The organism is Streptomyces sp. SL06 (assembly GCF_058244745.1).
This window is the reverse complement of the sequence record NZ_JBSYOT010000002.1, coordinates 1,284,925-1,297,488: the sequence shown is the minus strand read 5'-3', so window position 1 is coordinate 1,297,488 and position 12,564 is coordinate 1,284,925. Positions and strand designations below refer to the sequence as shown.

Genomic DNA, 12,564 nt, shown 5'->3' with positions numbered 1-12,564 from the left:
GAATCAAAGTGGGCTCACAGCCCACGCCCTGTCAATGCGTATGTCCGGACAATCGAACTGCACAACTTCCCGTCAACAACGTGCGGAGCTACGCTCGGCCCGTGCCGAAACCAGGAGTGGACCCCACCGTGTCGCTCGACCTCAGCGTGGACCGCAGCAGCCCCGTGCCGCTGTACTTCCAGCTGTCGCAGCAGCTGGAGGCGGCGATCGAGCACGGTGTGCTGACCCCCGGCAGCCTGCTGGGCAACGAGATCGAGCTGGCCGCGCGGCTCGGTCTGTCCCGGCCCACCGTCCGCCAGGCCATCCAGTCGCTCGTCGACAAGGGCCTGCTCGTGCGCCGCCGCGGCGTCGGCACCCAGGTCGTGCACAGCAAGGTCAAACGCCCGCTGGAACTCAGCAGCCTCTACGACGACCTGGAGGCGGCGGGACAGCGCCCGGCCACGAAGGTCCTGGTCAACACCGTCGTCCCGGCGACGGCCGAGGTGGCCGCCGCCCTCGGCGTGGCCGAGCACAGCGAAGTGCACCGCATCGAACGGCTGCGGCTGACGCACGGGGAGCCGATGGCGTACCTCTGCAACCACCTGCCGCCCGGCCTCCTCGACCTGGACACCGGACAGCTGGAGGCCACCGGCCTGTACCGGCTGATGCGCGCCGTAGGGATCACCCTGCACAGCGCCCGCCAGTCCATCGGCGCCCGCGCCGCCACCGCGGGTGAGGCCGAGCGGCTCGGCGAGGCCGAGGGCGCCCCGCTGCTCACCATGGAGCGCACGACCTTCGACGACACGGGCCGGGCGGTCGAGTTCGGCACCCACACCTACCGGCCGTCCCGCTACTCCTTCGAGTTCCAGCTGCTCGTACGGTCCTGAGCGGCCCCGCCCGGCGACCGCCTCCGCCGCGCGGGTTCGTCGTAATGTCCGGACAATGTGACCGTCGTCCGCTCCCCGGAGGAATGCGCTCCGCTTGTGTGTCGGACAATGGGGCGTTTGGGGTTTGCGGAAGAAACCCCGCCGGGCTCCGCGGAACCCGGCACGCACAGCACGGCACAGCGAGAAGGGCACGGCCTCGTGGCACGGTTTCGGACCTGGGTAGGCATGGCGCTGGCAGGGGCACTGTCGGTGTCCCTGGCCGGTTGCAGCAGCACCGGCGGCAAGCGCGCCGAGGACGCCCGCAAGGCCGCGTCGGCCCAGGGGAGGGCGGCGGTGGACACGCCCCGCTGGACCTTCGCCATGATCACTCACTCGGGCGACGGCGACACCTTCTGGGACATCGTCCAGAGCGGCGCCGAGCAGGCCGCCATGAAGGACAACATCAACTTCACCTACTCCCACGACGACGAGGCCCAGCAGCAGGCGCAGCTCGTGGACGCGGCCGTGGACAAGAAGGTCGACGGGATCGTCGTCACGCTCGCCAAGCCCGACGCCATGAAGTCGGCCCTCGCCCGCGCCCGGAAGGCGGGCATCCCGGTGATCACCGTGAACTCCGGCTCCGAGGTGTCCGAGCGGTTCGGCGCCCTCACCCACGTCGGCCAGGACGAGACGGTCGCCGGCGAGGCCGTCGGCGACGAGCTGAACCGGCGGGGCCGCAAGCGGGCCGTCTGCGTCCTGCACGAGCAGGGCAACGTCGGTCACGAGCAGCGCTGCGACGGCGTGGCGAAGACCTTCGACGGCAAGCTCCAGCGGCTCTACGTCAACGGCACCAGCATGCCGGACGTGCAGTCCGCCATCGAGGCCAAGCTGCAGACCGACAAGGCCGTCGACGCCGTGGTCACCCTCGGCGCCCCCTACGCGGCCACCGCCGTGAAGGCCGGGCAGGGCGCGGGCAGCGGGGCCGAGGTCGACACCTTCGACCTCAACGCCAAGGTGGCCGCCGGGCTCAAGGACGGCTCCCTCGGCTTCGCCGTGGACCAGCAGCCCTACCTCCAGGGCTACGAGGCCGTCGACCTGCTGTGGCTGTACAAGTACAACGCCGACGTGCTCGGCGGCGGCCGGCCGGTGCTCACCGGGCCGCAGATCATCACCAAGGACGACGCCGCCGCGCTGGCCGACTACACGGAGCGGGGCACCCGATGAGCGCCGCCTCGGAGATTCGCGCTGACGAAAGGATTCTGCACAGCTCTCGGCTGCGGAAGCTGCTCGGCCGCCCCGAGCTGGGCTCGGTCGTCGGCGCGATCGCCGTCTTCGTCTTCTTCGCGTTCTTCGCCGACAGCTTCCTGCGCGCCTCCAGCCTCAGCACGGTCCTCTACGCCGCCTCCACGATCGGCATCATGGCCGTGCCGGTGGCGCTGCTGATGATCGGCGGCGAGTTCGACCTGTCCGCGGGCGTCCTGGTCACCTCGTCGGCGCTGGTCTCCTCGATGTTCAGCTACCAGATGACCGCCAACGTCTGGGTCGGCGTCGGCGTCTCCCTGCTGGTCACCCTGGCGATCGGCGCCTTCAACGGCTTCATGCTCACCCGCACCAAACTGCCCAGCTTCATCATCACGCTCGGCACCTTCCTCATGCTGACCGGCCTGAACCTGGGCTTCACCAAGCTGATCGACGGCACCGTCTCCACCAAGACGATCGCCGACATGGAGGGCTTCGCCTCCGCCCGCGACGTGTTCGCGGCCACCCTCACCGTCGGCGGGGTCGGCTTCAAGGTGACCATCCTGTGGTGGCTCGCCCTGGTCGCCGTCGCCAGCTGGATCCTGCTGCGCACCCGCGCCGGCAACTGGATCTTCGCGGTGGGCGGCAACAAGGAGGCCGCCCGCGCGGTCGGCGTCCCGGTCGCCAGGACCAGGATCGGCCTGTACATGGGCGTGGGATTCGGCGCCTGGATCTCCGGCCAGCACCTGCTCTTCTCGTACGACGTTGTCCAGTCGGGCGAGGGCGTGGGCCAAGAGCTGATCTACATCATCGCGGCCGTCATCGGCGGCTGTCTGATCACCGGCGGCCACGGCAGCGCCGTCGGCTCGGCGGTCGGCGCCCTCATCTTCGGCATGACCAGCAAGGGCATCGTCTTCGCCGAGTGGAACCCCGACTGGTTCAAGTTCTTCCTCGGAGCCATGCTGCTCCTCGCGACCCTGCTCAACGCCTGGGTGCGCAAGCGGGCGGAGGCCACCAAGTGACGCGGACCGAAAACCGTACGGCGCTCGTGGAGCTGTCCGGCGTCAGCAAGAACTACGGGAACGTCCGCGCCCTCGAAGGGGTCTCCCTCAAGGTGCACGCGGGCGAGATCACCTGCGTGCTCGGCGACAACGGCGCCGGCAAGTCGACGCTCATCAAGATCATCGCCGGTCTGCACCAGCACGACGGCGGCACCCTGAGCCTCGACGGGGAGGAGACCCGCCTCTCCTCCCCGCGCGAGGCCCTCGACCGCGGCATCGCCACCGTCTACCAGGACCTTGCCGTGGTCCCGCTCATGCCGGTCTGGCGCAACTTCTTCCTCGGCTCCGAGCCGCGCAGGGGCGTCGCCCCCTTCAAGCGCATGGACGTTCGACCTGATGCGCCGCACGACCCGCGCCGAACTCCTGCGCATGGGCATCGACCTGCGCGACGTGGACCAGCCCATCGGCACCCTCTCCGGCGGCGAGCGCCAGTGCGTGGCGATCGCCCGCGCGGTGCACTTCGGCGCGAAGGTGCTGGTGCTCGACGAGCCGACGGCGGCACTCGGCGTCAAGCAGTCCGGCGTCGTCCTGAAGTACGTGGCGGCCGCCCGCGACCAGGGTCTCGGTGTCGTCCTCATCACCCACAACCCGCACCACGCGTACCTGGTGGGTGACAGATTCGTCCTGCTGAAGCGCGGCACGACGGTGGGCAGCCACGAACGCGACGACATCACGCTGGACGAGCTGACGCGGCAGATGGCGGGCGGAAACGAGCTGGACGACCTGCGCCACGAACTGCGACGCCCCTGATGACAGGCGCGGGACCGGGCGAGGCGCGGCTCGGCCGCGGGGGCGCGGCCGGCCCGGACGCACCCGCGCCCGGCGACCGGTCCCGCCGCCCCTGCCCGGCCCATTCGGCACGGCGCACACCCGTGCGGCACAATCGCACCCGATGAGCACCTACCGCGACTTCACCGCCCCCATCGGCTCCCGCCGCGCCCCGGTCCTGCGCACCGTGGGCACGAGGGAACGCCGCTCGCACCTCACGGCACCCCGTGTGCCCACGGTCGGCATCGACATCGGCGGTACGAAAGTCATGGCGGGCGTCGTCGACGCCGACGGCAACATCCTGGAGAAGCTCCGCACGGAGACTCCCGACAAGTCCAAGAGCCCCAGGGTCGTCGAGGACACCATCGTCGAACTGGTCCTCGACCTCTCCGACCGGCACGACGTGCACGCCGTCGGCATCGGCGCGGCCGGCTGGGTCGACGCCGACCGCAACCGCGTCCTGTTCGCGCCCCACCTGTCCTGGCGCAACGAACCCCTGCGCGACCGTCTCGCCGGCCGCCTGGCCGTCCCGGTCCTGGTGGACAACGACGCCAACTCCGCCGCCTGGGCCGAGTGGCGCTTCGGCGCCGGCCGCGGCGAGGACCACCTCGTCATGATCACGCTCGGCACCGGCATCGGCGGCGCCATCCTGGAGGACGGCCAGGTCAAGCGCGGCAAGTACGGGGTCGCCGGGGAGTTCGGCCATATGCAGGTCGTGCCCGGCGGCCACCGCTGCCCGTGCGGCAACCGCGGCTGCTGGGAGCAGTACAGCTCGGGCAACGCCCTGGTCAGAGAGGCCCGGGAGCTGGCCGCCGCCGACTCGCCGGTGGCGTACGGGATCATCGAGCACGTCAAGGGGAGCATCGGCGACATCACCGGCCCGATGATCACCGAGCTGGCCCGCGACGGCGACGCCATGTGCATCGAGCTGCTCCAGGACATCGGCCAGTGGCTCGGGGTCGGCATCGCCAACCTGGCGGCGGCGCTCGACCCGTCCTGCTTCGTGATCGGCGGCGGGGTCAGCGCCGCCGACGACCTGCTGATCGGCCCCGCGCGCGACGCCTTCAGGCGCCAGCTCACCGGCCGCGGCTACCGCCCCGAGGCCCGCATCGTCCGCGCTCAGCTCGGCCCCGAGGCCGGCATGGTCGGCGCCGCCGACCTCGCCCGGCTGGTCGCCCGCCGGTTCCGCCGGGCCAAGCGGCGCCGGGTGGAGCGGTACGAGCGCTACGAACGGTACGCCGAGGCCCGCCGTACGTCCCAGGAGTCGCCGTGACGGAAACCCTGCCCCAGCAGGCCGGGACCCCAAAAGAGCCCCGGCCTCCCGCGGAGGACCACCGGCACATGATCCGCCGCCGGTCGCTCACCCTGCTCATCATCGTGCTGCTCATCGGCGTCCCGGCCGGCTACCTCGTGATCTCCGCCAACCAGAGCCGCGACAGCGGCAGGGAGAAGGAGGCGAGGTACGCGGCGACCGGCATGACCGAGGGCTGGCCGTCCAAACTGCAGCGTCGCATCTACGAGGTGCCCGTCCCGCTCCCGGCCGGCAAGATCGCGTACTACGAGACGAACAACTGGAGGACCAGCCGCCTCTACGTCCAGTTCCAGACCTCCGGGGCCGGTCTGGACGCGTTCCTGGCCGGACTGGGCCTCGACCGGGGCGCGCTGACGAAGGACAAGATCGCCATCAGCGACCGCGCCCAGCGCGTCACCGGCTGGGAGTTCGGCCCGTCCGGCTCCTGGTGGGGCGTCGTCAACGAGCAGCCGAACCCGGCGCCGAACCAGGACATAGTCGTGGACATGAAGTACCCGGAATATCCCATGGTGTACGTCGTCTCCCGCACGGTCCCCTGACCGCGCACCCGCGCCGACCGGGCCCCGGCAGGCCGCCGGAGCCGATTGTCGGACCCCGCCCGTAGAGTCAAAGACATCTGATCCGGCACACGGGCGGGAGGTGACAGGACGTATGGACGACAGGGCTGTGGTGGGCACGATGGCCCCGGGTGGCGCGGGTGGCGCGGGTGGCGCGGGTGGCGCGGGTGGCGCGGGTGGCGCGGGGGAGCGGGGCGAGGCGAGGCGGCCGGAGGCGTCCGCGCCGTCCGCGCCGTCCGTTCCCGCCCGGCTCGCGGCCGTCTTCCTGCCCGCGCCGCTCCCGCGCGACGGCCGGATCGCCTTCTGGGACCCGGAGGGCGGGTCTTCCGAGGACGGCGTCGCCGGCGTCGCGCACCCAGACGCCCCGCCTCTCGCCGCCTCCGCCGCGCCCGGTGACGGAGACCGACCGGCCGGGCTCACGGAGCTGACCGTCGTACGACGGCACGGTGCCGGGGCGCGGCGCAGGACGACGCCCGCGCTGTCCTTGCCGCTCGACGAGGCACTGCCCCTCCTGGTGCGCGCCCGGCACGACCCGGCGGCCCACCCGGCCACCGCGTGCTGGGGCGCGGCGGCCCTGCACGCCCTGCGGCTCACCGCGCGCGGCCGGCTGCTGCCCGGCCTGACCGCGACCGGACACGACGCCTGGCGGGCCGGCCCGCTCGACCCCGACGACATCGCCCACCTGCGGGCGGTGGCCGCCGCCCTGCCCCCGGAGGGACACGCGGTCCCGCTGGAGGGCCCCGGCCCGATCCGGCTGCCCGAACCGGAAGCACTGATCCGCGCCTTCCTGGACGCCGTCGCCGACACCCTGCCCCGCACCCCTGCCGCGCCCCACGCCTCGGGCCGCCCCTTCGCCGCCCGCGGAGCCCAGCGCCTGCCCGACGCCCACGAGTGGGCCGCCGAGGTCGCCGCAGGCATGGACGCGGGCGTGCGGATCTCGCTGCGGCTGGACCTGTCGGCGTACGACCTGTTCGACGCCGACGGCACCGCGGCCGGGGACGGCGGCGGTGTGCGCAGGGCGGGGGCGGCGATCGTCCAGGTGCACAGCCTCGCCGACCCCACCCTCGTGGCCGACGCGGCGGACCTGTGGTCGGGGGCGGCCGACGCGGCGTTCGGTCCCCGCACACGGGTGGACGCCGCCCTCGCGGTGCGGCGCGCCGCGCGGGTCTGGCCGCCGCTCGACCGGCTCACCGAGCAGGACGTGCCCGATGTCCTCGGCCTGTCCGAGGAGGAGGTCACCGACCTGCTGGGGGTCGCGTCCGGCCGGCTCGCCGCCGCGGGCGTCGCCGTGCACTGGCCCCGCGACCTGGCCCAGGACCTCACGGCGACGGCCGTGGTCCGCCCCGCCCCCGGCTCGGCGACCGACGGCACGGGCTTCTTCGAGAGCGAGGACCTCCTCCAGTTCCGCTGGCAACTGGCGCTCGGCGGCGACCCGCTCACCGAGGCCGAGATGGACACCCTGGCGGAGGCGCACCGCCCCGTCGTCCGGCTGCGCGACCAGTGGGTGCTGGTCGACCCGGCACTCGTCCGCCGGGCCCGCAAGCGGGACCTGGGTCTGCTCGACCCGGTCGACGCCCTCTCCGTCTCCCTCACCGGCAGCGCGGAGGCCGACGGCGAGACGGTCGACGTGGTGCCCGTCGGTGCGCTGGCCGCCCTGCGCGACCGGCTCACCACGGGGGTTCGCCCCGCCGAACCGCCGCCCGGCCTGCACGCCACCCTCCGCGACTACCAGCTCCGCGGCCTGGCCTGGCTCGACCTCATGACCTCGCTCGGCCTCGGCGGCTGTCTCGCCGACGACATGGGCCTCGGCAAGACGATCACCGTCATCGCCCTGCACCTCAAGCGGGCCCGCACCGAACCGACGCTGGTGGTCTGCCCGGCCTCGCTGCTGGGCAACTGGCAGCGGGAGATCACCCGGTTCGCGCCCGGCGTCCCCGTCCGCCGCTTCCACGGCCCCGACCGCACCCTGGACGGCCTGGACCGGACCGGCGGCTTCGTCCTCACCACGTACGGCACGATGCGGTCCGCCGCCCCGACCCTGGCCGAACAGCCCTGGGGCATGGTCGTCGCGGACGAGGCACAGCACGTCAAGAACCCGTACTCGGCGACGGCGAAGGCCCTGCGCACGATTCGGTCCCCGGCCCGCGTGGCGCTGACCGGCACACCGGTGGAGAACAACCTCTCCGAGCTGTGGGCGCTGCTCGACTGGACCACCCCCGGACTGCTGGGCCCCCTGAAGTCCTTCCGCGCCCGGCACGCGCGCGCGGTGGAGAACGGCGAGGACGAGCAGGCGGTGGAGCGCCTCGCCCGGCTGATCCGCCCCTTCCTGCTGCGGCGCAAGAAGTCCGACCCGGGCATCGTCCCCGAGCTGCCGCCGAAGACCGAGACGGACCATCCCGTCCCCCTCACCCGTGAACAGGCCGCGCTGTACGAGGCGGTGGTGCGCGAGTCGATGCTCGCCATCGAGACGGCCGAGGGCATCGGCCGCAGGGGACTCGTCCTCAAGCTCCTGACCTCGCTGAAGCAGATCTGCGACCACCCCGCGCTGTTCCTGAAGGAGGAGCAGCCGTCGGGCGGCGCGGACCGGATGACCGCGCGCTCGGGCAAACTCGCCCTGCTGGACGAGCTGTTGGACACCCTCCTCGCGGAGGACGGCTCGGCGCTCGTCTTCACCCAGTACGTCGGCATGGCCCGCCTCATCACCTCCCACCTGGCCGCTCGCGCGGTCCCCGCCGACCTGCTCCACGGCGGTACGCCGGTGCCGGAGCGCGAGCGCATGGTGGACCGCTTCCAGAGCGGGGCGACCCCCGTCCTCGTCCTGTCCCTGAAGGCCGCGGGCACCGGTCTGAACCTCACCCGCGCGGGCCACGTCGTGCACTTCGACCGCTGGTGGAACCCGGCCGTGGAGGAACAGGCCACCGACCGCGCCTACCGCATCGGCCAGACCCAGCCCGTCCAGGTCCACCGCCTCATCACCGAGGGCACGGTCGAGGACCGCATCGCCGAGATGCTCCAGTCCAAGCGGGCGCTGGCCGACGCGGTCCTCGGCTCCGGCGAGGCGGCCCTCACCGAGCTGACCGCCCGCGAGCTGTCCGACCTGGTGTCCCTGCGGAGGCCGTCATGACCCCCCGACCGGCCGACGAGGTCCGCCGCGCCCTGCACGAGGCCCGCCGCCGCGGCGAGCCGGCAGCGCACCCCGCCGCCGATGCCGCCGCGGACCCCGCCGCCGAGGACGCGGGCGGGGCCCAGTCCCCTGCCGGGGCCCAGTCCCTCGCCGGGGCCGGGGGACCGGCGCGGGGGGTGGGCCCGGACCGGGACCGGGAGCACGACCGAACCCAGGACCGGACCCCGGCCCAGGACGGGAACCCGGACCCGGGTCAAGAAGGGAACCCGGACCAGGAGGAGCGCACCGGCCCGCGCCCGGCGGACATCGCACGCGCGGCACTGCGCAGCGCGCGGATCGCACGGCAGGTGGGGGAGGGAGCACCCCTCGCAGAGCGCTCGGACCGCTCCCGCACCGCACAAGGGGATGTGGACCGGCCGGATACGACCGCGGCCGACCCGCAGGCCGCATCCGGCACCCGGGAACCGGACGAGGCGGCGGCCGGGCCGACCGGCCCCGACGGAGCAACAGCCGCAGCCGCACCCCCGGCCGAATCCGCCGACGATGCGGCGACGGACCCTCCCACCGACGTGACCACCCCCACCCCGACGCCCACTCCCGCCGACGCGAACCCCGCGACCCGCCCCGGCTCCGCGGACGGAGGCGACAGCCGCCCCGCGGACGTGGCGCGCGAGGCGTTGCGGGCGGCCCGTCGGCGGGCGAAGGCCGAAGCGGCGAAGGACGCCGGGAGTTCGAAGGCCAGGGGCGCCGCGGGCACACGGCGGCTGCCCGGCACGGCCCCTCGTGCGCACGGCTCGGGCGATTCGCCCACCGCCGACGCCCGCGTCCGTGCCGTACGGGACTTCGTCGCGGACGCGTTCCGGCTGCCCCCGGAGGCGGACCCGACGGGAGAGCCGCCGCCCCCGGTTGAGCCCGACGGTGTTCCCGCCGCCGAGAGCGGGGTGACCACCCGGACGGAGCCGACGCCGCCCGACCCGGATCGGCCCCGCACCGAACCCCCGGCACCCCTCGACGAGCCGCCGCACTCCCGGCCGCACCCGTCGCAACAGGCGGCGGTACCGCCCCCGAAGCACACCCCGGCGGCGCCCGACGGGCCCCCGCGCCGGGCGACGCCCTCCCGGGCCCCCGCAACCCCTCGCGCCCCCCGTTCCATGGCCGCCCCCGACCGCGACGGCGAGCTGCGTCGCACCTTCCCCGCCCTCCCGCCCCGGGCGGTGAAGGAGGGCTTCGCCGGGACATGGTGGGGAGACGCGTGGGTGACCGCGCTGGAGGAGGGCGCTCTGGACGCGGCGCGGCTGGCGCGGGGACGCCGCTACGCCGAGCGGGGGCGCGTGGACGCCATCACGGTGACGCCGGGTCTGGTGCTCGCCTATGTACAGGGCAGCCGGCCGCGGCCGTACCGCGTGCAGGTGCGCCTGCGCACACTGGGCGACGACGACTGGCGGCGGTTCCTGGACGCGGCCGCCGAGCGGCCCGGACACATCGCCGCCCTCCTGGACAAGGAGCTGCCGCACTCCCTGGCCGACTGCGGCGTCCCCCTGCTCCCCGGGCCCGGCGACCTGGCCCCGCAGTGCAACTGCCCCGACTCCGGGCACCCCTGCAAACACGCCGCCGCCCTCTGCTACCAGACGGCACGGCTGCTCGACGCCGACCCCTTCGTCCTGCTCCTGCTCCGCGGCCGGGGCGAACGGGAACTGCTCGACGCCCTGTCCCGGCTGAACGCGGCCCGCGCTGCCCGCGCCGCCCAGGACCGGGGACCGGCGCCCCTGCCCGGCGTCCGGGCCGGCAAGGCGCTGGCCGCGCGAAGCCTGCCACCCCTCCCGGCGCCGCTGCCCGCACCCCCGCACCCCGAGCAGCCCCCGTCCTGTCCGGCGGCACCGGGCGGTCCCGACCCCTTCGCGCTGGACCAGTTGGCCACCGACGCCGCCGCCCGCGCCCACGCCCTGCTCACCACGGGCCGTGACCCGGTCGGCGGGCTGACGCTGTGGCAGGACGCCGTCCGGCTCGCCGCGGCCCGCCCAGGCTCCGGCCTCACCGCCGGCACCCGCGCGCTCTACGCGTCCCTCGCCGGGGCCGCCGGCCGCGGTACGGCGGAGCTGGCGCGCGCGGTGGCCGCCTGGCGGCAGGGCGGACCGGACGGCCTGGAGGTCCTGGAGGAGCCCTGGGACCCGCCGGCCGGCCGCTTCGACCGCGCCCGCCCGCTGCTGCTCGCCGCCGACCTCCCCGCCTTCCGCCCCTGGCGCAACCGCCTCACCCACCCCCAGGGCCACATCCAGCTCCGGCTCGGCCGGTCGGGACTCTGGTACGCCTACGAGTCGGAGCCCGGCCACGAGGACTGGTGGCCGCGCGGCACCCCCGACCTCGACCCGGTGGGCGCGCTCACGGGCCTCGGCGCAGCCGGCGACCTCTGACCGACGGCCGTCACGGGCCACCGCGACCCGCCCCGACCGGAGTTGGACATCGCGGGCGGTGCCGGTCCGCCAGGCCGAGGGCCTCGGCGTGCCGCGGGTCGCCCGCGTTCACCCGCCCGGGGCGACACCCCGGCTCCCGGTGGCGGTGAAGCGCTCCAGGTCGGAGAGCGGGCCGGGCAGTCGCCACCCCTTGGCCGAGGTCCAGGAGCCGTCGTAGTAGGTGTCCCGGTAGGTCTCACCGCCGTCCCCGACGACCATCACGACCGGTCCCCGGACGCCCTCCCGGCGCATGCGGTCCAGCACCTTGAAGGACCCCCACAGACAGCTTCCGGAGGAGGGTCCTGCCATCAGCCCGGTGACCGCGTGCAGATGCCGCATCGCCGCCACGCTCGCCGCGTCGGGGACCGGGATCACCGGATCGACCACGGACGGATCGAAGGCGGGCTCCATGCGCGGCCGTCCGATCCCCTCGATGCGGGAGGGCATGCCGGTGGAGTACCCGGGGAAGTCCGCGGCCCAGCCGGCGAAGTAGGCCGAGTTCTCCGGATCGACCACGGCGAGCCTGGTCCCCACCCCGCGCATCCTCAGATACCGCCCGACGGCGGCCGACGTGGCGCCGCTGCCGACCCCCACGACGATCCACGCCGGCGCCGACTCCCCGGCCTTCTCCAAGTCGCCCAGGATCTGCGCCCCGAGACTCTCGGGACCGCTCCGGCCGACCGCGTCCCCCACCCGCTCCAGATGGTCCAGACAGTGACCGCCGGCCTCCTCGGCGAGGGAGCGCGCCTTCCCGTGGACCGCGAGCGCCGGGTCGAAGGGATGGCACCGCCCGCCCCGCGCCTCGATCCGCCGCCGCTTGGCCACCCCGGTCCTGCCCGGCACGACCGCGGTGTACGGCAGCGCGAGGAGCCGCGCGAAGTACGCCCGCGCCACGGCCATGTTGCCGCTGGTGGCCTCGAACAGCGGGGTGGAGGGCCCGATCCCACCGGCGCGCAGGGCGTCGAGCAGCAGATCACGGGCGGGCCCGTGCTTCAGACTCCCGGTCGGCCGCCGCGACTCGTCCTTCAGATACAGTGCCGTGCCCGGCGGCCCGGCGAGCGGGAACGCCCGCAGGGGCGTGGGTGGTTCGTCCGCCCGGTCGGCCAGCAGCAGCTCGATCGCCCGGCCGACCCAGGCGCGGTCCCGCTCGTCCCCGATTCCCCGTGCCACGCGATGCGTCCCCGTCCTCGAAGCCGGCCCGTCACGGA

The 12,564-nt window shown here is 74.2% G+C and carries 8 protein-coding genes and 1 pseudogene; 8 read left to right on the top strand and 1 reads right to left on the bottom strand.

Annotated elements, in window-relative coordinates; translation table 11 throughout:
* Positions 1-128: 128 nt before the first annotated feature.
* From AC4IHM_RS05680 to AC4IHM_RS05645, 8 genes and pseudogenes are all read left to right on the top strand, one after another.
* Positions 129-866, top strand: a complete 738-nt coding sequence (locus tag AC4IHM_RS05680; protein ID WP_490870770.1) for a myo-inositol degradation transcriptional regulator — start codon at positions 129-131, stop codon at positions 864-866.
* Between the two features lie 198 nt (positions 867-1,064).
* Positions 1,065-2,069 (top strand): sugar ABC transporter substrate-binding protein, encoded by a 1,005-nt coding sequence (locus AC4IHM_RS05675; protein WP_490865984.1) that lies wholly within the window; start codon positions 1,065-1,067, stop codon positions 2,067-2,069.
* On the top strand, positions 2,066-3,106 hold the full coding sequence (locus AC4IHM_RS05670; protein WP_490865983.1) for an ABC transporter permease: 1,041 nt from the start codon (positions 2,066-2,068) through the stop codon (positions 3,104-3,106). The genes AC4IHM_RS05675 and AC4IHM_RS05670 overlap by 4 nt, the downstream gene beginning before the upstream one ends.
* Positions 3,103-3,895 (top strand): annotated as a pseudogene (locus AC4IHM_RS05665) (ATP-binding cassette domain-containing protein). Before AC4IHM_RS05670 ends, AC4IHM_RS05665 begins: the two are co-directional and overlap by 4 nt.
* A 142-nt stretch (positions 3,896-4,037) precedes the next feature.
* Positions 4,038-5,186, top strand: coding sequence for an ROK family glucokinase (locus tag AC4IHM_RS05660; protein WP_490865982.1), 1,149 nt, complete (start codon positions 4,038-4,040; stop codon positions 5,184-5,186).
* The gene (locus AC4IHM_RS05655) at positions 5,183-5,764 is read left to right on the top strand and encodes a sugar kinase (protein ID WP_490865981.1); all 582 of its coding nucleotides are present in this window, start codon (positions 5,183-5,185) and stop codon (positions 5,762-5,764) included. The genes AC4IHM_RS05660 and AC4IHM_RS05655 overlap by 4 nt, the downstream gene beginning before the upstream one ends.
* Before the next feature lie 112 nt (positions 5,765-5,876).
* Complete coding sequence (locus AC4IHM_RS05650; protein WP_490865980.1) at positions 5,877-8,906, top strand: SCO1167/SCO6262 family helicase; 3,030 nt, start codon at positions 5,877-5,879, stop codon at positions 8,904-8,906.
* A complete protein-coding gene (locus AC4IHM_RS05645) occupies positions 8,903-11,317 on the top strand; it encodes an SWIM zinc finger family protein (protein WP_490865979.1) in 2,415 nt (804 codons plus the stop codon). Before AC4IHM_RS05650 ends, AC4IHM_RS05645 begins: the two co-directional genes overlap by 4 nt.
* 108 nt (positions 11,318-11,425) lie before the next feature.
* On the opposite strand, the gene AC4IHM_RS05640 is transcribed toward AC4IHM_RS05645, so the two are convergent.
* On the bottom strand, positions 11,426-12,526 hold the full coding sequence (locus AC4IHM_RS05640; protein WP_490865978.1) for a PLP-dependent cysteine synthase family protein: 1,101 nt from the start codon (positions 12,524-12,526) through the stop codon (positions 11,426-11,428).
* Positions 12,527-12,564: the final 38 nt, after the last annotated feature.

Coding starts and splice junctions, on each gene's coding strand:
- AC4IHM_RS05645 (WP_490865979.1), top strand. CDS start 8,903: ATGACCCCCCGACCGGCCGACGAGGTCCGCCGCGCCCTGCACGAGGCC.
- AC4IHM_RS05670 (WP_490865983.1), top strand. CDS start 2,066: ATGAGCGCCGCCTCGGAGATTCGCGCTGACGAAAGGATTCTGCACAGC.
- AC4IHM_RS05650 (WP_490865980.1), top strand. CDS start 5,877: ATGGACGACAGGGCTGTGGTGGGCACGATGGCCCCGGGTGGCGCGGGT.
- AC4IHM_RS05660 (WP_490865982.1), top strand. CDS start 4,038: ATGAGCACCTACCGCGACTTCACCGCCCCCATCGGCTCCCGCCGCGCC.